The sequence below is a fragment of the Priestia sp. YIM B13491 genome, assembly GCF_042787605.1.
GTDB lineage: Bacteria > Bacillota > Bacilli > Bacillales > Bacillaceae_H > Priestia > Priestia megaterium_E.
This window is the reverse complement of the sequence record NZ_JBHZOR010000001.1, coordinates 223387-246000: the sequence shown is the minus strand read 5'-3', so window position 1 is coordinate 246000 and position 22614 is coordinate 223387. Positions and strand designations below refer to the sequence as shown.

Sequence of the window (22614 nt, the reverse complement as noted above, 5' to 3'; positions counted from 1 at the left end):
CAGGAAAAAGTTCGGTCAGTGCAACCGAACTTTTTTCATTCTATTCTATGTTACTAGAAATCAGTAAACTGTTACAAGTTCGTCTAGTTGGCTATTTGTTCTTTTTTCTACAAAGTAAGCGTGTAAAAGTTCATTTTCATCAATTTGTACATGCTCGCCTGTTTGAGATGTAGCAATAATCATATGCTTACAACCTCTTTGGAATTTTTGCAGAACTTGATGGAGCGTCTCACTGGTTGATACACTTAGTGTTTTTAAAGCTCCAATTGGATGCTCTTTGCCATGATATCTCTCCAACAAAAAGCGCATGTAGACAAATTGCCTGCTCTTCCATTCTAAATATCCAGATATAATTAAAAATGAAATAACAATCCATAAGTGCAGCTGAAAAGGATGCATAATAACGGCGTAAATAATACCGACAGCTAAAAAAAACGTTGATAACCGGAGCGCAAGCTTATGCGCTTCTAAAAATGGTAAAGACCGACTGCAAATTAAAAAAAGCAGCTTCCCTCCGTCCAATGGCCAAATGGGCAAAAGATTAAACAGTAAAATCACCGTGCATTGAAACATAAATTGCTCATACGTTTCCAAAGACAATACATTTATTTTCATTAATAAGAAAGCAGCTCCAAACATCCAGAGATGCTGAAGAGGTCCACTTATTGTCACAATAAACTCTTCTCGAAATGGACGATTCCCATGTTCATCTACTTCTGCTACTCCCCCAAAAGGTAAGAGCATAATTCTGCGAATCCGCCAAGAAAAACACTGAGCCGCTACGGCGTGGCCCAGTTCATGAATAATTACAATAATAAATAACAAAAAAAGCTGCTTTACCGTAGCCGTTAAGATACCAATTACGAAAATCCCCCAAAACAATGGATGAATGTGAATTTTCATCAATAACGAAAAAGCACTATTCAAATTGAATCACCTGACTAGGATCCACAAACTTATCGCCTTTTTTAATAGCAAAATAGAATGTTCCAGCATCGCCTTTTTTACTGTTTTCCACAATTCCTACTTCTTTGCCTTTATTCACAAAATCATACATACTAACATTGATTTTTTTGAGCTGTCCATACCAAGTTTCGGTTCCATCCGCATGTTGAATAATAACCGTATTCCCAGTATCATCACGTTTTCCTACATACCTTACAATACCTTCACTCATTGCTTCTACAACAGAATCCACTCCTGTTTGAACCGTCACACCTTGCTTACTTTGAGCAAATGTTTCCGTTACTTTCCCTGAAGCTGGAGTAGCATATTCTCCGCTTACACTTTGCTCCGTTTTGCTAGACTCTTTATTCGGCAATAGCGTTAACGGCTTCCCAAACTTATCTTCGTACCAGGAGGAAACAGCTGCAAACTGAAATTCTTTATCCATTGTTTGTTGAACCACCACTCTGGCCTGTTCAAAAGTAGGAGAAGCGTTCTTGAACATAATCCCTACAATTAACACTAAGCAGGCTGAAGCTAAAATTTTAAATAAAAAGCGTTCTTTTCGAAATAACGGGTGATATTCCTTTGCTGATGGTGTGTATTCAACCGTAGAATAATCCATCGATCCATACTTTTCTTCTTCACTCATTAAGGACGTATGAAGAGGTTCTTGAGGAAGACGCTTCGTTGTATTTAATTGTTTTCGCTTACGCTCAGCAATTCGTTTACGGATTTCATCAGCACGTCGATTCATGATTCATCATTCTCCTTGTTCTTATCGTATAATCAACTATATGACTTGTCCGTGGAGCTTATGACAGCTTGACTCTACAAAATCACACAAATAAAAAAAGCTTCCTCTATCGGAAGCTTTTTAAGAACGAACACCAAAGAATCGTTTAATACGTGCAAACATTCCCTTATCTTCTTCATCTAGTGATTGAAGAGGAACCGTTTCACCTAGAATACGTCTTGCAATATTACGATATGCAATTGATGCTTTGCTTGATGGGTCCATGACAATTGGTTCACCGTTGTTAGAAGCACGAATAACATTTTCATCGTCAGCAACGATTCCAATTAAATCAACAGCCAGAAGCTGAGAAATTTCTTCCACGTCCAGCATGTCTCCATTTTTCATCATATGACTACGGATTCGGTTAATAACCAGTTTTGGAGACTCGATATCCTCTTGCTCCAATAATCCAATAATACGGTCAGCATCACGAACAGCTGAAACTTCCGGTGTTGTCACAACGAGTGCCTTATCAGCGCCAGCTACGGCATTCTTATAGCCTTGTTCAATACCAGCTGGGCAATCAATAACTACATAGTCATAGTCTTGCTTTAACTGAAGAACTAACTCTCGCATTTGTTCTGGTTGAACAGCTGTTTTGTCACTCGTTTGAGCAGCAGGAAGTAAGTACAAACATTCAAAACGCTTGTCCTTAATCAAGGCTTTTTGCGGTTGGCATCGACCTTCTACCACGTCTACAAGATCATAAATAATACGATTTTCAAGCCCCATTACAACATCCAAGTTGCGTAAGCCGATATCAGTGTCTACTAGACACACGCGCTTTCCAGCTAATGCTAGAGCAGTACCTAAATTGGCTGATGTCGTTGTTTTTCCAACTCCACCTTTACCAGACGTAACAACAATAGCCTCTCCCACTGTCAAATTCTCCTTTCTACCCTGGTCAAATTCGGTCTTAGATGCGGTAAAGTTTGCACGCGATCTATCACCATTTGATCATTATCATCTAAGTATGCACATTCCATTATATTCTCTTCCTTCTCACTGCGCTCTTCTTCTGATCGGGTAATGATATCAGCAATGCGCAGCTGTGAAGGTTTCATTAACGATGCAGCAATAACGGCGTTTTTATTGCCACGATATCCTGCATGAGCAATCCCTTTTAAAGCACCTAGTACAAATAAATTTCCTCCAGCTACAACGGTTCCTCCGGGATTTACGTCTCCGACTAGAAGCAAATCGCCTTCTACATGGAGAACCTGTCCTGAACGAACTACCTTTGTAACAGATACTAATTCACTTTCTTCTCTTACTCGGACTGCATCTTGCTTTAAAATAACGTTACTATCAATTTGTTTAACTACTAAATACTGATTTTCTTCTATGAGCGCCTTCAATTCGGTTTCCTGCTCTGTAGTTAAATAACGATTTCCGATTTTGACATACACTGTGACGATCTGATCGGCATCGCCATGCTTATTTGTCAAAAGCTTCGTCTTAAGTTCCGTCAAAAGCTCTGCAAATGAACATGTATCATTGAGATGCAACGTTAATCCATCTTTTGTTCCTTTAATTGTCACATTTTGTTGCTTTTGTTTATTCAAGACGCTCACCTCAACGAATATATAATTTCGACAGAGACTTACTCAATTCCTTTTTTTCGTTTCTTCAATCAGCATTTTTATCCTATCATGAACGAGAAGCGTAATATATGTTCCGATCAGCGTTCATCGATAAATTTAGCGAAATATTGAAAACACCTTTGAAGCGGAAATGCAAAAATGAGTGCAAATATGGCATTTAAAATGATGGTTGCGTAAAATCGCTCTTGCAAGAAGCGACCAATGGTCATATCAGATATATTAATAATGCTATTAATTCCATATACATAAAACTCAATAATGGCTACAGCTAATAGCGACATGCAGATTACGATAAGCGTATTTTGCTGAAAAATCTTCATTAGTTTTGATACGATATAGCATACGGCCGGCAATCCAAGCGCGTATACTCCTAAGACATCCGTAAAGGCAATATCGTACATGAATCCAAGGATTACCCCATATAGCATCGCTTGCTTTGGGTGATAATACACTGACATAAAAGCCAGTACCACTACAACAAAGTGAGGCGATAGAATCCAGTCTCGCCATGGTGATGCCATGGCGATAAAATTAACAAAGATACTTTCAAACATAAAAACGACAAGCACGAGAATAGGAAGGACAAACCGCTTCATCAGTTAGCCTCCTCCGCCCCTAAATCGTCTTCAGCAGCGGGCGCACTTCTTTTAGCTACAACTACGTTATCTAGGTCATACAAGTCAGCAGCAGGTTTGATATAAGCTTTTTTCGTTAATCCATATTCATCAGGCTCAATTTTTGTGATAACGCCAATTGGAAGATTGCTAGGGAAAATGCCGTCTTCTTGTCCTAGACCAGACGTTACTACTTTTTGCTTTTCTTTAATATCAGCATCAAATGGAATACGACGCATAACAAGCGCCTGTTCTTTATCATCATAGCCTTCAATTAAACCAAACACTTCTTTTTTAGCCTGAATTTTAGCAGATACACGGTTTGTACGATCTGATGAACTAATTAACTGCACAGTAGATGTGAACTTAGATGCATGCTTCACTTTACCAATCAGCCCTTCAGGAGTCATAACAGCCATATTTTCCTGCACATTATGAACCGTCCCTTTATCAATGGCAATTACCTCATGCCAACGGTCTGGATTACGAGCAATAACTGTTGCTTCGATTGGGTTGTATTGACTTAAATCCGTTTTTTTGTCGAGCTGTGCTCTTAATTTTTTATTTTCTTGCTGCAAAGCGTTGGCTTTCGTTTCTAATTGCATGCGTTCGTCTAAACGAGCTTTTAATACCTCGTTTTCTTCGTATGTACGCTTTAAGTCACCTACATTCTGAAAGAAACCCGCTACAAATTGTGCGGGTTCATTAAAGGTAGCCTGAACAAGACCAACCGTATCTTTGACAAACTGTTCAGGCCACGTTACATTTTTACGACCATTTAACGAAAAACCAATCAATGCCACTAATACAATAATACTGACTAATAAAATAACTAAACGTTTATTTAAGAAAAATTGTGGCACGATCTACACCTCTTAATATTTAGCGATATGAATCGCTTGTACGATTTTTAAATAAATCAATGTGTTCTAACGCTTTACCAGTTCCAATTGCAACACAGTCAAGCGGATCTTCTGCGATGACAACCGGCATATTTGTTTCTTCACTAATAACTTTATCTAAATTACGTAGCAATGCGCCACCGCCTGTTAATACAATACCGCGATCCATAATATCTGCCGCAAGTTCAGGTGGTGTTTTTTCTAATGTACTTTTTACTGAATCTACAATAGAAGCCACTGTGTCTTTTAGCGCTTCTGCAATTTCTTCTGCTGAAATTTCGATTGTTTTCGGTAGACCTGTTAGTAAGTCACGTCCGCGAATTTCCATGTTTTCAATACCTTCTGGAATTCCGGCAGAACCGACTTCTACTTTTAATGCTTCTGACGTACGCTCACCGATCATTAAATTGTAATTCTTGCGAATATATTGAATAATCGCTTCATCCATCTCGTCCCCAGCGATACGGATTGACTGACATGTTACGATTCCTCCTAAAGAAATAATCGCAACTTCTGTTGTTCCTCCACCAATATCTACTACCATACTTCCCGTTGGCTCCCAAACCGGTAGATTGGCGCCGATTGCTGCAGCAAACGGTTCTTCAATTGTATACGCATCACGCGCGCCAGCCTGACGAGTCGCATCAATAACGGCACGTTTCTCAACAGCTGTAATGCCAGAAGGTACACAAACCATTACATACGGCTTACCCGCAAACAAACTTTTTGTTTTTTGAGCTTGATTGATGTAATATTTCATCATCGTCGCAGTTGTTTCGTAATCTGCAATAACTCCATCTTTCATCGGACGAAGGGCTACTACGTTCCCAGGTGTACGACCAATCATATTTTTTGCATCGTTACCTACCGCAACGATTTGTTTTGTATCAGTTTGCAAAGCCACAACAGACGGCTCACGCACAACAATTCCTTTTCCTTTTACATAAACGAGCGTATTTGCAGTACCCAAATCTATTCCAAGGTCTCTAGTACCGATTCCAAACATGTGTCTCTTCCTTTCTCTTACCAAAATGCAAAGGTAAAAATTCCATAATTCAATTTCTTCATTTCATAAGTAACATTTTTTATTTTCTATACTTTTTTCATAGATGTCAACGCCAAATATTGTATGATAAAAAGTCATACTTTGTCTATTAATAACGAATGATTGTAAAGAACTTGTCATTTAAAATCATGACTACTATTATAACCCAAGGATTTTAAAAAGCATAGCCTTACATGTATCCTTTTTCTTTTAAACTAATATATTTTCGATCTCCGATAATTAAATGATCTAACAATTCAATTCCTATGATAAATCCGCACTCTTTTAAGCGCTTCGTTACCTCTATATCTTCTCTGCTGGGAGTAGGGTCGCCGGAGGGATGATTATGAATACAAATAAGGGATGCAGCTGAACGGCGAAAGGCTTCTTTAAATACTTCCCTTGGATGGACAATCGATGAATTGAGGCTTCCGATAAAAATGGTTTGCTTGTGGAGAACTTGATTTTTCGTGTTGAGGTATAAACAGACGAAATGCTCTTGAGACAGCACGCGCATTTCTTCCATCACATAATTAGCTCCGTCTTCAGGGCCATGAATGGTATATCGCTGACTAGATTTCCGCTGTACAATCCTCTTACCTATTTCAATAGCCGCTATAATTTGAATCGCTTTTGCAGGTCCGATACCTTTAATATTCATCATTTCATCAAGCGATGCATGCTGCAACAGTTGAAGACCTTCAAAATGCGTTAATATGCGGTTGGACAGCTGAAGAACAGATTCATCTTTGGTTCCAGTGCGCAGTAAAATAGCAATAAGCTCGTGGTTAGAAAGACTAGAAGCACCCATTGACACAAGGCGCTCTCGAGGTCTTTCATCTTGAGGGAAATCTTTAATTAACAATGATTGATCCAATTTCGCCACTCCTTTTTAGTAGACGAAACCGTATTGTTTTAGCTCACGTATTGTTCGGGAGAGCGGCAAGCCCACCACGGAGAAATAGTCTCCTTCGATTTTTTTAACTAGCGCAGCACCGAGACCTTGAATTCCATAAGAACCAGCCTTATCCATAGGCTCTCCTGACTCTACGTACTGTACGATTTCATCTTGTTCAATCGGCCAAAACTCTACATCTGTTTGTTCATAGAACGTATGAACTTTTGCATTTGATACGAACGCTACTCCAGTTAATACCTGGTGTTTTTGACCTGACAGCATCGTAAGTGTTTCAATCGCTTCTTGTTTCGTTTTTGGTTTTCCTAAAATACGATTGCCATATACCACAACTGTATCGGCACCTAGGACAATGTCCTCTTTATGATGCGAAGCGACGTCCACTGCTTTTTGCCTAGCTAAATCCATTACTACCTCGGACGGAGTGTATGATGGATTGACGATTTCTTCAATTGTACTAACGTGAACGGTAAAGGGAATGTGAAGCTGCTGAAGTAATTCTTTTCGACGAGGGGAGCCTGAGGCTAAAATTAATGTTTGTTTCATACATCTCACCTTTGCATTTTGATTTAAAAAAGAAGGACACACCGTTATTTTAGCAATTTCATCTCCAAATGACAATAAACAAGTGAGGCAGCATTACACTACCTCACTCGTTAAGACGTTACAAGGCTTTCATACTGCTGAAGAGCTTTTAACACGTATCGCTGAGCAAGCCAAGCATCTTTACTGCTTTTATTGTCTTCATATGAAGAAAGAGAAGCCGCAGCTTTTTGAAGGGTGCTCACCATGGTTTTAATGTCTTCATTTGACGCTTCTTTCTGAACTTTTGTCAGCTCTTTTTTCAGAGATTTGATATCCGCTACCCGCTCTCCTTCAATCGCTTTAACAGATTGATCTAAAAGATTAGCCATAAACGGCTGCGCTGTTGTTATAACCGTTTGATCTTTTTTCCCTAATTCGCTAGTGGGCTTAATTTCATAAGACTTTACATATACATCTTTACCTTGTTGTTTATACGTTTTACTAAGCGCCTCCGCTTTTTCTTCTCCAGTGGCAGCACCAACGACAAGAGAATAGGTTTTAGGTGAAAAGATCTCGCCTGCTTGGTTCTCTTCTTTCCATTTATCCATTGCTTTGTTCGCAGCAGTTTTTGATGAAAAGGCACCTGCTTGTACAATGTAAAAGGAAAAAGGTTCTAAAGTAGAAGCAGCAGCTGACGTCCCCTTCGATTCCTGTTCGCTTTTCTTTTCAGCTTTACCAACACTTTCAGTGGTAGACGCTGTTTGAGCAGCTTTTTCTTCTTTCGTTTGCTCACTTGTTTGTGCTTTGCTTACAGGCTGTTCACTTCCTGTCATCATTTTCACACCGACCATACCGATGCCGCTGCCTATTCCGACTGCTAGCAGTACAATCACAGCTGTTCGTTTGATCACACCGCCGTTTACCGTTTTAATCGAAACATTTTTAGGATGTAATCGCGGCTTTTTCTTTTTTTCATTTCTTACATCTTCAATAAACACCACTTTATTTTCTTCCACATGAGAATCTTTGGATGACGGTTCCGGAAGAACCCACGTAAATTCGTCTTTTTCTGGCGCTTGTTCTTCCTTGGATTGACCGTTGATTTTAATTGAAATCTTTCGTTCCTGCTTGTCCACTGCCCCACCGCCTTTAGTTAACGTAGTCTTAGTACCGGTTGCAAGCTGAGGTAAACCGACATAAAACATACACTTTTTTCCATGCTATCATAGAAGAAAAAAAAAATAACAAGACATTTGTCGTCTTGTTACAAAAGGTTTTCGCTATTTAGTTACAGAAATTTTAAATTTGTCGAAGACTTGAAGCTCAATAAAAATAGTTGCTAACATACCAATCTATCAATTCGTTTCCATGAAAATAAGCAGCGATTGTCCCTATAAAAATAAAAGGAACGAAGGGAATTGGTACACCTACCTTTGCCTTTTTCATTAATAACGCTCCTATACTAACGGTTCCGCCTATTAATATAGCTAAAAAAAGCGATAGCAAAACAAGCTTTACTCCAAGCACAATACCAATCAGACCATACAATTTAATGTCTCCTTCTCCAAGCCCTCCTCTGCTGAGAAATGCGATTAGAAAAAGGAGAAAAAATGCGGTTCCTCCTCCCATTAAAGAATCACTCCACGAAGTTAATGGAATGAAAAGACGCTCAAGAAGAAAGATAGGCAAAAAGAATAGCAGCACCTTATTTGGGACAATCATATAGGCTATATCTGAGACAACTATAATTGTTAAAAAAGAAACAAAGGTTAATATGACAATCAGTTCTAACGTCGTATTCAATCTAAAAACAGCATATACAAATAAACTTCCTGTCGAAAATTCTATGAATGGGTAGATGAAGGAGATTTTTTTGCGACACATACTACATTTTCCTGCATTTTTGATGTAGGAGACTATGGGAATTAATTGTTGTGGAGAAAGAACGTATAAACAGTGTGGACAATGAGATCTTGGAGACAAAATAGATTTTTTCTGAGGAATTCTAAGGCCTGCTACGTTATAAAATGAACCTAACGTGATGCCTGAAACAAATGCATAGAGATAAATTAAACTCATACTATTTCTTCCATATCAGGCGTCTTGTTTACTAATTGCAGATGTTCTTTTGAGTGAAGGAATGTATCTTTTTCCTTTAAATAGCTGCCAATAAACGGAATGAGAAAAGCTGCTAGAAGACCTATTATGATAACCATTATGATCACTTTCATTAGAGAAATTCCTTTATTCCTCGTTGACAGTTTATCCATTTCAATATCTCTCCTTTATTGATTAGTATCAAACAGCTCCTTTATTAATAAACTGAATCATAATACCCATAAAAGTCATATTCTGTATGCCTCCTTCCTTAAAACACACTTTTTATAGGTAATAAGGATTATACCACTAAAAAACAAAAACAGCATAAAAAAACGTCTGCAAAAGCAGACGTCTTTTAATAGTAAGGAGCCATAAATAAGTAGACAATTACACCTGTAAGACTTACATAAAGCCAGATTGGCATTGTCCATCGCACAATTTTTTTATGTTTTTCAACTTGCATTGTCCAGCCCCACACAAGTGCAAACAGTGCCAGCGGAACAATAATCGCTGCTAGGAAACTGTGTGTGATCAAAATGAAGAAGTAAATGGGACGAACGATTCCTTCTCCACCGAACGTAGCTGTTTCTGTGGAAATGTAGTGGAACGTTAAATATGAAACTAAAAAGAGCAGTGTGGAAGTGAATGCTGCTAAAATAAAACCTTTATGAGCATTGATATTTTTCCTGAAAATTGAAATCAACGCTGCAACTAAAAAAATAAATGTAAAACTATTCAAAATAGCATTTAACCGTGGAAAGATAGTCAAATCAAAACTTACTTTTCCTTGATAGCCAATATTCGAAAAGAATAGCAGTAAAATAATAACATTCGCTATCACTGAAAAGGTAAGAATAATACCGGTAAAGTTTTTATTACTTTTCGGTACAATTTTTTCATTATTCTTACTCATGTTAACAATCTCCTTACTTAGTGATGTACATGTTTATTATATATCACTTACCTAGGGGGTGAAAGTGACAATACTTTGAACTTAGTGCTTCCTTATTATCCGTATCCCTTCCTCACATTATGTTAAAAGCAGCAAGATGTCACTTGCTGCTTTTGCTCATTTTAGAAGAAAAGCCCGCACTTCTGATATAAAATACAGAGACCCTGTAATTACGACCATGTCTTGTTCCCCTGTTGCCTTTTCCTTTACGTAAGCAATTGCTTCTTTCCACTCCTCATCCATATGCTTATTATGATGAGTACTCATCTCATAAAGCTCCTCAGCTGCGCGAGCACGAGGAAAGTCAAACGACGTAAATGTAATACTTGCAGCGATTGTTTCAAGTTCTTGGACCATTCGATCAGCGCTTTTATCATTTAAGCAGCTGAAAACTAAATGAATGTTTCGATCTTCATAATGAAGGCGTAAAGTAGATAACAAGCTATCAATGCCTTCTGCATTATGAGCCCCATCAATAATCGTTAAAGGATGCTCATTTACTATCTCAAAGCGGCCGTTCCACTTTGTATGCTGAATCCCTTTTATCATTTGCTCATTGGAGATAGAAAGCTTTTTCTTTTCTTTTAAATAACAAACGGCCATGAGAGCCAAAGCTGCATTTTTCACTTGATGATAGCCAAGCATATTTAATTTCAAGTCTTCAAATATGCCATACGGCGTGTTTAACGCAAAGCCTTCCCCGTTTGCTAAGGGCTCATAGTTTTTAATGTCAAAATCTTTTCCTAATACAAATAACGAAGCCTGCTTTGACTTTGCTTCTTCAGTAATGACATCAAGCGCCTTTACTTGCTCTGCCCCAGTAATAATAGGGACTTCTTTTTTAATAATCCCCGCTTTTTCTGATGCAATTTCTTCTACCGTATCACCTAGTATTGCCATGTGATCAAATCCAATGTTTGTAATAATACTCACCATAGGATTCACAACGTTTGTTGAGTCATACCGTCCTCCAAGCCCTGTTTCAAACACAGCATAGTCAACTGACTCATGATAGCCGAAATAAAGAAAAGCCATGACTGTAATCACTTCAAATTCCGTTGCTGATCCTAAACTTGTATGTTCTAGTCGCTCCACAACAGGCTTTATTTCCTGAACAAGAGCGGTCATTGCTTCATTTGAAATAGGCTGTCCATTCACGCTGATCCGCTCATTAAATGTTTCGATATAAGGAGAAGTAAAGGTTCCAACTTTATACCCTGCTTCTTCCAACATGTTTCGCAAATAAGAAACGGTAGAACCTTTACCATTGGTCCCAGCAACATGAATAGCATTTAGATTTTGCTGCGGAAAATCAAGCTGCTCTAGCATCCATTCCATTCGTTCTAACCCCGGCTTGATTCCAAAGCGAAGTCTGTTATGAATCCAATCAAGCGCTTCTTCATATGTCGTTATCATCTTTTATTCACCTTTCTTTTCCATCGCTATTATTATGTAGAGAAAAAGCGTCGCTATACAAGCCACGCTTTTTCTGTTGGTTCATTAACCCATTGATTATCCGCGTAATTCAGCAATACGAGACTGAACAGCTTCGCGTTTTTCAACATAATCCTGCTCTTTTGCACGCTCTTCTTCTACTACTTTAGCAGGCGCTTTTGCAATAAAGCCTTGGTTGTTTAATTTCTTTTGTACACGTTCTACTTCTTTGTTTAACTTGTCGTATTCTTTTTCTAAACGCGCGATTTCTTCTTCGATATTAATTAAACCTTCAAGAGGTAAAATTAATTCTGCGCCTGTTACAACAGCAGTCATCGCTTTTTCGTCTAATGAAACCTCTGTTGAAATCACAAGCTCACTTGGATTACAGAAACGTTCTACATACGCACGGTTCTTTTCGAGCTGGCTTTGAATATTTTCATCTTTAGCTTTGATAAATAATTTTACTTGTTTGCTCATCGGCGTGTTCACTTCAGCACGAATGTTACGAACAGCACGGATAATATCTACAAGTAAACGCATATCGTTAGCTGCTTCTTTATCAGAAAGCTCAGGGCTTACTTCCGGCCATTTAGCTACTGTAATTGATTCGCCTTCATGCGGCAAGCTTTGCCAAATTTCTTCGGTAATAAACGGCATGAATGGATGTAAAAGTCGCATTGTGTTATCAAGTACATAAGCTAAAATTGAGCGAGTTGTCTTTTTAGCTGCTTCATCTTCTCCGTAAAGAGGAAGTTTAGCCATTTCAATGTACCAATCGCAGAAATCATCCCAAATAAAGTTATAGAGAATACGTCCAACTTCACCGAATTCATATTTGTCAGCTAATTTTGTTACGTGCTCAATCGTTTCATTTAAGCGCGTTAAAATCCATTTATCAGCAACAGACTTTTCGCCTGATAAATCAAGCTCTTCAAATGTGATGCCGTCCATATTCATTAATGCAAAACGAGAAGCATTCCAAATTTTATTTGCAAAGTTCCACGTCGCTTCGACTTTTTCAAAGCTGAAGCGTAAATCTTGTCCTGGTGAGCTTCCTGTAGATAAGAAGTAGCGAAGAGAATCTGCACCGTATTTCTCGATTACTTCCATTGGATCTACACCGTTACCAAGTGATTTACTCATTTTACGACCTTCAGCATCTCGTACAAGACCGTGAATGAGTACATCGTCAAACGGACGTTTACCCGTAAATTCAAGACCTTGGAAAATCATGCGAGATACCCAGAAGAAAATAATATCGTAGCCCGTTACAAGCACGTTTGTTGGGTAGTAACGTTTGAAATCAGCTGCATCCACATCAGGCCAGCCCATTGTTGAGAATGGCCATAGCGCTGAACTGAACCATGTGTCTAATACATCTGAATCTTGTTCCCAGTTTTCGATATCTGCTGGAGCCTCATGATCTACGTATACTTCTCCAGTTTCTTTATGATACCAAGCTGGAATGCGGTGTCCCCACCAAAGCTGACGCGAAATACACCAGTCGCGAATATTTTCCATCCAGTGTAAGTATGTCTTTTCAAAACGATCAGGCACAAAGTTTACTTTTTCTTCTTGTTTTTGAAGATCTACTGCTTTATCTGCTAAAGGCTGCATTTTTACAAACCACTGAGTTGATAAATAAGGTTCAACAACGGCGCCGCTTCGTTCACTGTGACCTACTGAATGCATGTGGTCTTCAATGTTGAACAATACACCGTCTTCTTGAAGGTCTTTAACAATTTGCTTACGGCAAGCAAAACGATCCATTCCTTCATATTTACCTGCTTTGTCATTCATCGTACCATCTTGATTCATCACTAAAATACGCTCTAAATTATGACGGTTTCCAATTTCAAAATCGTTCGGGTCATGAGCAGGCGTAATTTTTACCGCACCAGAACCGAATTCCATATCTACATAATCATCGCCTACGATTGGAATTTCACGACCTACAATCGGAAGGACAACCTTTTTGCCAATTAAGTGCTTATAGCGATCATCTTCAGGGTGAACAGCTACAGCCGTATCTCCTAGCATTGTTTCAGGACGAGTTGTTGCGATTTCGATATGTCCAGAACCATCTGCCAACGGATAGCGCATATGATAAAACGCACCTTGTACATCTTTGTAAATAACCTCGATGTCTGAAAGAGCTGTTTTCGTAGCTGGATCCCAGTTAATAATATATTCTCCGCGATAGATTAACCCTTTTTTGTAAAGCGTTACGAATACTTCGCGCACTGCTTTAGAAAGGCCTTCATCAAGCGTGAAGCGCTCGCGTGAATAGTCTAAGCCAAGTCCTAGCTTCGACCACTGCTGGCGAATAAAGCTTGCATATTCTTCTTTCCATTTCCACGTTTCGGCCACAAAATTTTCGCGGCCTAGATCGTAGCGGCTTTTCCCTTCGCTGCGAAGCTTTTCTTCTACTTTTGCCTGCGTTGCAATCCCCGCATGGTCCATGCCAGGAAGCCATAAAACGTCATAGCCTTGCATACGCTTCATACGCGTTAAGATGTCTTGTAACGTTGTATCCCAAGCGTGGCCTAAATGCAGCTTACCCGTTACGTTTGGGGGTGGAATTACAATTGTATATGGCTCTTTTTCAGGGTCATTTGTTGCTTCAAAAAACTTCCCGTCTAACCAATACTGATAACGATTTTCTTCAACGGCTTTTGGATCATACTTCGTTGGAAGAGTCACTTCTTTTTCAGACATAATGTATACCTCCATAATATAAAGTTTCAGTCTTTAGAAACTGTGTAAAGCTTTTATAAACATAAAAAAACTCCTTTCCTAATAAAAGGACGAAAGGAGTTGATTTCGCGGTACCACCTTTTTTTATAGACGTATCCCGTTTGATAAGCCTATACACTTCATTTCATAACGGTTGATTAACCGGCTTTTTCTACTGAACTATGCAGCTGTTCAAAAAAGCTACTCATAGGCGACATTCCGAGTGCACATTCTTAAGAAATCTCACAGCAACTGATTTCTCTCTCTGAAAGACGAACATCCCGTACTCTTCCTATTCACTGTATTTATGTATGAATTTCTCTTAATTATACTATATGAAAAAATGTTGAATCGTCAATAATCTTCTCCATTTTTTTATGATTATATTCATAATTTTTTTGTTCTGCTCTTTATTTTTTCATTCGCTCGCTAATTTTGGAAATAAAATGAAGAGCCAACTTAAAAAAATGGCACCATTTCTTTCTTTTTTCATATACTTACTTTAACCTGGGCACGTGGATTGAAAGGGGCATGTACAAATGAAGAAACGAATAAATGTAAATTCGTATCAACTGCAGCGGTGGCTCAAAACAGCAGGAGCGGCTTGTGGACAGTTTATTGTTCCTTTGACAATTTTTCAAGGTATACGTACACTATTTTTCCCTACAACCTTTGATGTACTGTTGTTGGCACTGCTTGCCATACTAGCGGTTGCTTTATATTCCGACTGGATTTAAAAACCCAAGCGCTATTCGTTCGCTTGGGCTTGTGCAGCTGCTTCCGCTGCCATTTTTTTTTGCTGATCTACTTCAAATATTTTAATATTGAGCTGTTCAATGTTTTTCGTCAGCCAGTATGCTCGAATAAATGACTGCATATGTTCAAGCTCTGTTTTACTTTCTTTATGCTGCCTATATTGAACGATACACTGATACAGGGGCTCTGGAAACGCCAAATAACTGTGTAAAAGCAGCCGTTCCTCTTCTCTGAGAGCAAAATGTTTTTCATACGTACTAAACCACTCATAGCTGTCATAGGTCGTTACTGGGTATGTGCGAAGAGTCCGAAAATAAAATGAGACTAAATCATAAATAGGTGAAGCATCTTTTGCATGTTCAAAATTAATAAAAAAACCATTTCCCCGCTCGTCATAGATAAAATGTTTAGCCGATAGCTTTCCATGAGAAGTAACCAGCCGGATCTTTTCCTTTTCTTCCATTTCATCGTTCCACTGATCGAGCTTTCCAAAACCAAATTCAAGCGCTCTTGTCATTTCATAATAAAACGTACAGTAATGCAATTCAAACGGGGACATATAGATTTTTTTCTCGCATTCTGCTACATACTGCTTCAACTCTTCCTGACGCTTTTCCCACGTTTCTTTCATCGATGTGTAATGATTTTCTATATCTTCTTTTTTCACTTCTACTTCCTGCGCCGAAGCGCCGTGAAGCTTAGCAAGCTCTTGAAATAATTTATGATATCGAATATCACGCTCTTCGGTCGGATTATTTGGGAGCCACGGCATTAAGTAATACGAGCCGCTTTCATCTGAAACAATGGGCTGAGAACGCTTCGTTTGATAAATAGGGACAAATCCCATCCATCCTTTTTGATACACGTTCTGCAGCTTTTGAATGAAGTTTTGATTTCGTTCTTGATGATTCGCTATTTCTTTAAGCGCAAACACGCCGGTTTTCGTATAGACTTTTTTTACTTTTCCATAGTCTTCAATAAAGTCAACATCTAAGTCATATTCTTTTAACAATACTTTGTAGTCTGCTACTGTCCGCTGCATCTATATTCTCCTTCCTCGTAAAAAATAAAGAAAACAGTTAAGACATTATATGCGTCAAAACTGTTTTCTTTCCGACTTTAACGAACGGGAATATTTAAGATGCTTCCTTCTTCCAGCTCATATTCATCTTCTAAATTATTTACTCGTAAAATGTTTTGTACATTCGTATTATAGCGGTTTGCTATCGTATCAAGCGAATCTCCGTCTTGAACAATACAAAGCTTCCACGTTGAAAAAGCTTCTTCTTCCCGCGAAAAGAGCTTTGTTAAATAAAGGGCGTTTTCATTTCGGCCGCTTTCATTTTCTTCTTTCCGAAATTCAACAATAATCTTTTCCTCTTCTTGCTCAGCTTCTTCTTGCTCAGCCTCTCGTTGAACGTCAGCATACGTATTCAATTCACTAGCTTGCGATTCTTCGAAGCTTTCTTGCTCTTGACGAAGCTGAAACAGTTCAATCACATTGTCTTCTCTTTCTTCCTCGATTGGGGCCTCTTTTTTCACTTCGACTTCAAATGGTTCATATGCTTCCTCTTCATATTCCACGACCGGCTCAGCACGAGACTCTTTTTTAAATACAGATGAAAAATAACTAGGGGCCTCTTCTGAATGCTCTTCTTCAATAGCCTCTGCTTCTAAAAGTGCGGGAGCTTCACGATAGCTTACGTCAAACTCTTGTTCCTCTTGTTCTTCTTCTTCTTGAGCAACGTTTTCAGTATATACCTCTTCAGCATCGTCCACTTCTTCATAGGAGACGATATGCTGTTCCTCCGAAAACTCTTCCTCTTCTTCTCGTTCTTCATGCTGTTCTCCGTACAATCCTGTGATGGACAAGTCTGCCATTAGCTGCAGCTGATTTGTGCCTGGCAATTCATAATCAAATAAATCAATAGATACATATACGTCTTCAATACTTTGAATACGATTTTTAGGAATGGTAATATCAACAGGAAATTGATGTGATAATTCAGCCGTTCCGTCTTCACGGACAGAGATAGATTGCACTTGATTCTCATTTGTATATTCTCGTAACGAGTGCTCTCCCTCGTACGTTTCGTATTCACCTGTTAATTGTAATGCTCCTCGAATAGACACGTATTGGTCATATTCTTGAATAGATACTTGAGGCTCTAAGGAGATAGACAAAAGTTGTGAGACTTCCTGTCCTTTTTGAAACCATACTGATTCTTCTACGGAAAAACGCAGACATGATAAATTATCCTGCGACAAATTGTTCTCCCCCTTCCAACACCCGCCAGGTAATAGCGCGGTCATTAAAGATGTATGAACAAATAAATTAAAATATGTCTTTAAAACTAAAAAAGCTTACGGAATCCTCCGTAAGCTTTGATATAAAAGACAATCTTATTTAGCTGTTTATCCACGCAACTTTGAAAAAGCTTTTTCAGCTGCTGCAATTGTATGTTCAATGTCTGCATCTGTATGAGAAGTTGATAAAAACATTCCTTCGAATTGAGAGGGAGGTAAAAACACGCCTTCATTAGCCATTTCACGATAGTAAGCTGCAAAATAATCTAAATTCGATGTTTTCGCTGTTTCGTAATTTATTACCTGTTCGTTTGTAAAGAAGAAACCGATCATTGAACCAGCTCGGTTTACGGTAAACGGCACATCATATTTTTCAGCTGCTGCCATCAATCCTTCTTCTAAGCGATCTGCTTTACGAATGAACTCATCGTAGGATTGAGGTGTCAGCTGCGTTAACGTCTCGTATCCAGCTGTCATCGCAAGCGGATTACCTGATAATGTACCTGCTTGATAAATCGGGCCGCTTGGTGCAACTCGCTCCATAATTTCAGCTTTACCGCCGTAAGCACCTACTGGTAAACCGCCACCGATTACTTTTCCTAAGCAAGTTAAGTCAGGCGTAATGTTGTAGTATCCCTGTGCACAGTTGTACGCTACGCGGAACCCTGTCATTACTTCATCAAAGATGAGCAGTGAGCCATATTCTGATGTGATATCACGAAGCCCTTGTAAGAAACCTGGCTGAGGCGGTACCACACCCATATTTCCTGCTACCGGTTCAACGATTACTCCGGCAATGTCATCTCCGAATTCTTTAAAAGCATATTGTACGCTTTCTAGATCATTGTACGGCACTGTAATCGTGTTTTTAGCGATTCCTTCAGGCACTCCCGGGCTATCTGGTAGACCTAACGTTGCAACGCCTGAGCCAGCTTTAATTAGAAGAGAGTCACCGTGTCCATGGTAACAGCCTTCAAATTTTAAAATTTTGTTGCGGCCCGTATAGCCACGTGCTAAACGCAGTGCGCTCATCGTTGCTTCCGTACCTGAACTCACCATACGAACGATTTCGATTGAAGGAACGCGCTCAATAACAACCTTAGCAAGCTCATTTTCAATTAATGTTGGTGCACCAAAGCTTGTACCAGATTCCGTTACTTTTTTTACTGCTTCAACTACTTGATCGTTGGAATGTCCGTGAATTAAAGGTCCCCATGATAAGACGTAGTCAATATATTTGTTGCCGTCAATATCGTAAATCGTAGCGCCTTTTCCTCGTTCCATAAAAATAGGATCCATATCTACTGATTTAAATGCACGAACAGGACTGTTTACTCCACCCGGCATTAATTGCTGCGCTTCTAAAAAAGCTGCTTTTGACTTTTCATAACTTCTCATGTGTAAGCCTCCTTAATTACTTGTCAGATAACCAGCGTGCTGCGTCTTTAGCATGATACGTTACAATTAAATCCGCTCCTGCACGCTTCATGCTAATTAATTTTTCAAGAACAATCTCTTTTTCATTTACCCAGCCGTTTTGAGCTGCCGCTTTAATCATCGAATATTCACCGCTCACATTATAAGCCACTACCGGTAAATTAAACGTATTTTTCACATCGCGCATAATATCTAAATAAGATAGAGCTGGTTTCACAATTAAGAAATCTGCTCCTTCTTCTACATCAGATTCTGCTTCTCGAAGTGCTTCTAAGCGATTAGCTGGGTCCATTTGATATGTTTTACGGTCTCCAAATTGAGGAGAAGAATGCGCTGCATCGCGGAATGGTCCGTAAAAAGCAGATGCATATTTAACAGCATAAGACATCACAGGCACATCTTCAAATCCAGCTTCGTCTAGACCGTGGCGAATAGCTGCCACGAAACCGTCCATCATGTTTGAAGGCGCAATAATATCCGCTCCTGCTTTAGCTTGACTAACCGCTGTACGCGCTAATAAGTCAAGGCTAGGATCGTTTAAGATTTTTCCGTCTTCAATTACACCACAGTGGCCATGATCTGTGTATTGACATAAGCATGTATCTGCGATAACAACAAAGTCTGGAAAATTTTCTTTAATTTGACGAATACCTTTTTGAACAATTCCGTGGTCATGGTATGCCTGTGAGCCGACCGCATCTTTTTCAGCAGGAACACCAAACACCATAGCTGACTTGATTCCTAAATCAACTAGCTCTTGGATTTCATCGTTCAAGTAGTCTAAAGAAATTTGATCCACACCTGGCATTGATTTTACAGCATTTCTTTTTTGTTCACCTTCTACAATAAAAATAGGATATATAAAGTCTTCAGGCTGTAAATGTGTTTCACGTACAAGCGCACGCATATTTACAGAATTACGAAGACGACGATGACGTGTAAATTGTAAATCTTTCATGTTAAAATCCTCCTTTATTATTCAAAACAACTAACCAACATATCTATCATACCATTTATTGTGTATGTGTTAGGAACAAGATGCTTAATTCCATATTCGCTCGCTGTCTGACTCGTAATAGGGCCGATGCAAACAACTTTGGTTCTATTTATAAGCTCAAGCCAATTCGGAATATCTTTAACTGACTCGACAAAAAATCTAACTGTAGAAGAACTTGTAAAAGTAATGGCATCAATTCCTGTTTCTACATGTTGCTTAACTAAGCGTTCAGAGTCTTGATTTCGAATGGTCTGATATACAACTAAATCCGTTACCTCACACTCTTTTAACCCATCTTTTAAAACAGAGCGGGCTAATTGTCCTCGTACAAGGAGAACTCGCTCGTGATGTGACACATTTGCTTTTAACGACTCAAGAAGTGATTCCGCAACGTATTCTTTTGGAACAAGTTGCACGTTAACATCGTGTTTTTCTAGCAATTTTGCGGTTTTTTCTCCAACCGCAGCCACTTTTAATCTTTTTAAAGCACTCCAACTGATATTTAACTCTTTTAGCCATTCAAAGAAAAAAGAAATGCCGTTTTGACTTGTAAAAACAATCCAATCAAAACAGTCAATCGACAGCAGGACATCTTCCACTTCTTTTTCATTGTTAGAACGTGCGAACGTGAGGACTGGTAAGCTCAAAGGTATGCCTCCAAGCTTTTTAATCTGTGCTGCAAATGAATGAGCCTGCTTCGCTTCTCTTGTAATCAAAACTTTTTTTAAAAAAAGAGGAGCCTCATGACTCATTATTTGTCCAGCTCCTCTTTTACACGGTCAATTAAAAGCTTAGCTCCTTGAGATGTTAAGCGCTCAGCAGCTTCTGAACCGATAGCAACCGGGTCTTTTCCCGTAATTTGCTCTTTGTAAATTGTTTTGCCATCAGGAGACGCGACTAGCGACGTTAGCTCAATGTTTCCGCCGTCCAATATACGCCCATAACCCGCAATCGGCACTTGGCATCCGCCTTCCATCTCTTTTAAAAATACGCGTTCAGCTCTAACAGCACGAGCGGTTTCATCATGATTTAGAGCTTGAAGAAGCGATAATAATTCATGGTCATTTTCTCGGCATTCGATAGCTAAAGCTCCTTGTCCTACAGCGGGAACGCTTATTTCCGGCTCTAGGTACTGAGTGACCGTATCTCTCGACCAGCCCATACGAGATAACCCTGCAGCTGCCAAGATAATTGCATCGTAATCTTCATTTTTTAACTTTTCTAGGCGTGTGTCGATATTTCCTCGAATCCATTTAATTTCGATATCTGAACGCATAGATAGAAGCTGTGCCCCTCGACGCAAGCTGCTTGTCCCAATCACAGCACCGCTTGGTAGCTCCTCAAATCGTTCACCATTTTTTGAAATAAGCGCATCACGATGATCTTCTCGTAAAGGAATACATCCAATCGTTAATCCTTCTGGCAAAACAGCTGGCATATCTTTCATACTATGAACGGCCATATCAATTTCTTCATCTAACATGGCTTGTTCAATTTCTTTTACAAAAAGACCTTTACCGCCTACTTTGGACAGCGTTACATTTAAAATTTGGTCCCCTTTTGTAACCATTTCTTTAATTTCAAACTCAAAAGGAAGACCTTGTTTTTTTAACTGTTCAATGACCCACTTGGTCTGTGTTAACGCAAGTTTGCTTCGACGAGAGCCGACAATAATTTTTCGCATGTTGTCCTCCTAATTACGAACCCCAAAAGTGAAAATTCGATAAACTGCCAAATAAAAAGAAATTAATAAGTAAGACTAAGAACAATCCAATATTCCACATTGCGATTGCCTTTCCTTGAATACCTCTACGCAGTCTAGCATACAAGTAAGCGCTGTATGCCACAAACATTAAAAATGAACCTAACACTTTTGTATCGTACCAATGAAAATCTACGTATTTAATATAAGCCCATATGATTCCTAAGATTAACGAAAGCAATAACAGCGGTACACCAATTAAAATTAATACATAGGACATGTAATCTAGCTTTGTTAAATCTTCAATTCTTAGCAAGCGCTTGCCCCATTTCTTCTTTTTCAATAAATTATACTGAACAAGATACAAAGCGGAGAAAACAAAAGAGACTGAAAAAGCGCCGTAAGATAAAATAGCCATGGTAATATGAATGATTAATAATTCTGACACAAGGCGCTCCGACTGGACAGCAGTGTATGTTTCAAGTGGAGCAAACGTATGAATAGCCATAATTAAGAAACCAATCACATTTGTAAAAAACACCATAAAATCAACGCGGAACAGGCGATTAATCACAAGTGAAAGAGTAATTAACACCCACGCGTAAAAATACAGCCCTTCAGAAACGGTAAGAATAGGAAACCTTCCCGTCTCAAACATTCGTAAAATTAAAAAGGCTGTTTGCAAAACCCACACAATAGAAAGTAACCAGAAGGCTATCGAGTTTGCCTTCCGGTTATTTTGTACAAAATCAATAAAATATAATAAAACGCTCGCGGCGTATAAAATCACAATCAATTCGTAGATTCTGGTTAATTCCATATCAACCATTATTCAATCCT

23 protein-coding genes and 1 other annotated feature are annotated in these 22614 nt (G+C 38.9%); of the genes, 1 reads left to right on the top strand and 22 read right to left on the bottom strand.

Going from position 1 to position 22614, the window contains the following annotated elements:
* Positions 1-60: 60 nt before the first annotated feature.
* From ACFX4E_RS01190 to ACFX4E_RS01120, 15 genes are all read right to left on the bottom strand, one after another.
* Complete coding sequence (locus ACFX4E_RS01190; protein ID WP_050688563.1) at positions 61-927, bottom strand: M50 family metallopeptidase; 867 nt, start codon at positions 925-927, stop codon at positions 61-63.
* Positions 920-1702, bottom strand: coding sequence for a M23 family metallopeptidase (locus ACFX4E_RS01185; RefSeq protein WP_028410565.1), 783 nt, complete (start codon positions 1700-1702; stop codon positions 920-922). The genes ACFX4E_RS01190 and ACFX4E_RS01185 overlap by 8 nt, the downstream gene beginning before the upstream one ends.
* Positions 1703-1822: 120 nt before the next feature.
* Positions 1823-2623, bottom strand: a complete 801-nt coding sequence (minD, locus tag ACFX4E_RS01180) for a septum site-determining protein MinD (protein WP_013059341.1) — start codon at positions 2621-2623, stop codon at positions 1823-1825.
* Between the two features lie 2 nt (positions 2624-2625).
* Entirely contained in the window at positions 2626-3309 is a 684-nt protein-coding gene (gene minC / locus ACFX4E_RS01175) for a septum site-determining protein MinC (RefSeq protein WP_013059342.1), read from the bottom strand.
* A 116-nt stretch (positions 3310-3425) separates the two neighbouring features.
* Positions 3426-3944: a rod shape-determining protein MreD gene (mreD, locus tag ACFX4E_RS01170; protein ID WP_028410564.1), complete on the bottom strand. Its 519-nt coding sequence runs from the start codon at positions 3942-3944 to the stop codon at positions 3426-3428.
* Positions 3944-4825 (bottom strand): rod shape-determining protein MreC, encoded by an 882-nt coding sequence (gene mreC, locus ACFX4E_RS01165; RefSeq protein WP_013059344.1) that lies wholly within the window; start codon positions 4823-4825, stop codon positions 3944-3946. The genes mreD and mreC overlap by 1 nt, the downstream gene beginning before the upstream one ends.
* A 19-nt stretch (positions 4826-4844) precedes the next feature.
* Complete coding sequence (locus ACFX4E_RS01160) at positions 4845-5870, bottom strand: rod shape-determining protein (RefSeq protein WP_013059345.1); 1026 nt, start codon at positions 5868-5870, stop codon at positions 4845-4847.
* 229 nt (positions 5871-6099) lie between these two features.
* On the bottom strand, positions 6100-6786 hold the full coding sequence (gene radC / locus ACFX4E_RS01155) for a RadC family protein (protein WP_013059346.1): 687 nt from the start codon (positions 6784-6786) through the stop codon (positions 6100-6102).
* Positions 6787-6801: 15 nt separating this feature from the next.
* Positions 6802-7371, bottom strand: a complete 570-nt coding sequence (locus ACFX4E_RS01150; RefSeq protein WP_013059347.1) for a Maf family protein — start codon at positions 7369-7371, stop codon at positions 6802-6804.
* 110 nt (positions 7372-7481) lie between these two features.
* The gene (locus ACFX4E_RS01145; RefSeq protein WP_098333388.1) at positions 7482-8555 is read right to left on the bottom strand and encodes an SPOR domain-containing protein; all 1074 of its coding nucleotides are present in this window, start codon (positions 8553-8555) and stop codon (positions 7482-7484) included.
* A gap of 118 nt (positions 8556-8673) precedes the next feature.
* On the bottom strand, positions 8674-9429 hold the full coding sequence (locus ACFX4E_RS01140) for a prepilin peptidase (protein ID WP_028410562.1): 756 nt from the start codon (positions 9427-9429) through the stop codon (positions 8674-8676).
* Positions 9426-9620: a hypothetical protein gene (locus ACFX4E_RS01135; protein WP_060745455.1), complete on the bottom strand. Its 195-nt coding sequence runs from the start codon at positions 9618-9620 to the stop codon at positions 9426-9428. The genes ACFX4E_RS01140 and ACFX4E_RS01135 overlap by 4 nt, the downstream gene beginning before the upstream one ends.
* A 185-nt stretch (positions 9621-9805) precedes the next feature.
* Entirely contained in the window at positions 9806-10363 is a 558-nt protein-coding gene (locus ACFX4E_RS01130; protein WP_013059351.1) for a DUF420 domain-containing protein, read from the bottom strand.
* A gap of 156 nt (positions 10364-10519) precedes the next feature.
* On the bottom strand, positions 10520-11818 hold the full coding sequence (locus tag ACFX4E_RS01125) for a bifunctional folylpolyglutamate synthase/dihydrofolate synthase (protein WP_377238330.1): 1299 nt from the start codon (positions 11816-11818) through the stop codon (positions 10520-10522).
* A 96-nt stretch (positions 11819-11914) separates the two neighbouring features.
* On the bottom strand, positions 11915-14557 hold the full coding sequence (locus tag ACFX4E_RS01120) for a valine--tRNA ligase (protein ID WP_098331509.1): 2643 nt from the start codon (positions 14555-14557) through the stop codon (positions 11915-11917).
* Positions 14558-14639: 82 nt separating this feature from the next.
* Positions 14640-14884 (bottom strand) — a binding site (T-box leader).
* A gap of 230 nt (positions 14885-15114) precedes the next feature.
* Between ACFX4E_RS01120 and ACFX4E_RS01115 the strand changes: the two genes are divergently transcribed.
* Positions 15115-15312 (top strand): hypothetical protein, encoded by a 198-nt coding sequence (locus tag ACFX4E_RS01115; RefSeq protein WP_013059354.1) that lies wholly within the window; start codon positions 15115-15117, stop codon positions 15310-15312.
* Positions 15313-15323: 11 nt separating this feature from the next.
* On the opposite strand, the gene ysxE is transcribed toward ACFX4E_RS01115, so the two are convergent.
* The 7 genes from ysxE to ACFX4E_RS01080 form a co-directional block, all read right to left on the bottom strand.
* Positions 15324-16373 (bottom strand): spore coat protein YsxE, encoded by a 1050-nt coding sequence (ysxE, locus tag ACFX4E_RS01110; RefSeq protein WP_028410558.1) that lies wholly within the window; start codon positions 16371-16373, stop codon positions 15324-15326.
* 77 nt (positions 16374-16450) lie between these two features.
* Positions 16451-17599, bottom strand: coding sequence for a stage VI sporulation protein D (gene spoVID / locus ACFX4E_RS01105; protein ID WP_098333390.1), 1149 nt, complete (start codon positions 17597-17599; stop codon positions 16451-16453).
* A 147-nt stretch (positions 17600-17746) separates the two neighbouring features.
* Positions 17747-19036: a glutamate-1-semialdehyde 2,1-aminomutase gene (hemL, locus tag ACFX4E_RS01100; protein WP_013059357.1), complete on the bottom strand. Its 1290-nt coding sequence runs from the start codon at positions 19034-19036 to the stop codon at positions 17747-17749.
* A gap of 16 nt (positions 19037-19052) precedes the next feature.
* A complete protein-coding gene (gene hemB / locus ACFX4E_RS01095) occupies positions 19053-20033 on the bottom strand; it encodes a porphobilinogen synthase (RefSeq protein WP_155007629.1) in 981 nt (326 codons plus the stop codon).
* A 17-nt stretch (positions 20034-20050) separates the two neighbouring features.
* Entirely contained in the window at positions 20051-20824 is a 774-nt protein-coding gene (locus tag ACFX4E_RS01090; protein ID WP_098524636.1) for a uroporphyrinogen-III synthase, read from the bottom strand.
* Entirely contained in the window at positions 20824-21756 is a 933-nt protein-coding gene (gene hemC / locus ACFX4E_RS01085) for a hydroxymethylbilane synthase (protein ID WP_016765662.1), read from the bottom strand. The genes ACFX4E_RS01090 and hemC overlap by 1 nt, the downstream gene beginning before the upstream one ends.
* Positions 21757-21769: 13 nt before the next feature.
* Positions 21770-22603: a cytochrome C assembly family protein gene (locus tag ACFX4E_RS01080; protein ID WP_025750612.1), complete on the bottom strand. Its 834-nt coding sequence runs from the start codon at positions 22601-22603 to the stop codon at positions 21770-21772.
* Positions 22604-22614 lie beyond the last annotated feature (11 nt).

Excerpts from the sequence above, each read along its gene's own strand:
- hemL (WP_013059357.1), bottom strand. The coding sequence starts at position 19,036 with ATGAGAAGTTATGAAAAGTCAAAAGCAGCTTTTTTAGAAGCGCAGCAA.
- ACFX4E_RS01145 (WP_098333388.1), bottom strand. The coding sequence starts at position 8,555 with ATGTTTTATGTCGGTTTACCTCAGCTTGCAACCGGTACTAAGACTACG.
- hemC (WP_016765662.1), bottom strand. The coding sequence starts at position 21,756 with ATGCGAAAAATTATTGTCGGCTCTCGTCGAAGCAAACTTGCGTTAACA.
- ACFX4E_RS01120 (WP_098331509.1), bottom strand. The coding sequence starts at position 14,557 with ATGTCTGAAAAAGAAGTGACTCTTCCAACGAAGTATGATCCAAAAGCC.
- ACFX4E_RS01125 (WP_377238330.1), bottom strand. The coding sequence starts at position 11,818 with ATGATAACGACATATGAAGAAGCGCTTGATTGGATTCATAACAGACTT.
- ACFX4E_RS01090 (WP_098524636.1), bottom strand. The coding sequence starts at position 20,824 with ATGAGTCATGAGGCTCCTCTTTTTTTAAAAAAAGTTTTGATTACAAGA.
- ACFX4E_RS01130 (WP_013059351.1), bottom strand. The coding sequence starts at position 10,363 with ATGAGTAAGAATAATGAAAAAATTGTACCGAAAAGTAATAAAAACTTT.
- hemB (WP_155007629.1), bottom strand. The coding sequence starts at position 20,033 with ATGAAAGATTTACAATTTACACGTCATCGTCGTCTTCGTAATTCTGTA.
- ACFX4E_RS01150 (WP_013059347.1), bottom strand. The coding sequence starts at position 7,371 with ATGAAACAAACATTAATTTTAGCCTCAGGCTCCCCTCGTCGAAAAGAA.
- ysxE (WP_028410558.1), bottom strand. The coding sequence starts at position 16,373 with ATGCAGCGGACAGTAGCAGACTACAAAGTATTGTTAAAAGAATATGAC.
- mreD (WP_028410564.1), bottom strand. The coding sequence starts at position 3,944 with ATGAAGCGGTTTGTCCTTCCTATTCTCGTGCTTGTCGTTTTTATGTTT.
- ACFX4E_RS01185 (WP_028410565.1), bottom strand. The coding sequence starts at position 1,702 with ATGAATCGACGTGCTGATGAAATCCGTAAACGAATTGCTGAGCGTAAG.
- ACFX4E_RS01160 (WP_013059345.1), bottom strand. The coding sequence starts at position 5,870 with ATGTTTGGAATCGGTACTAGAGACCTTGGAATAGATTTGGGTACTGCA.
- ACFX4E_RS01140 (WP_028410562.1), bottom strand. The coding sequence starts at position 9,429 with ATGAGTTTAATTTATCTCTATGCATTTGTTTCAGGCATCACGTTAGGT.
- ACFX4E_RS01115 (WP_013059354.1), top strand. The coding sequence starts at position 15,115 with ATGAAGAAACGAATAAATGTAAATTCGTATCAACTGCAGCGGTGGCTC.
- ACFX4E_RS01135 (WP_060745455.1), bottom strand. The coding sequence starts at position 9,620 with ATGGATAAACTGTCAACGAGGAATAAAGGAATTTCTCTAATGAAAGTG.
- ACFX4E_RS01080 (WP_025750612.1), bottom strand. The coding sequence starts at position 22,603 with ATGGTTGATATGGAATTAACCAGAATCTACGAATTGATTGTGATTTTA.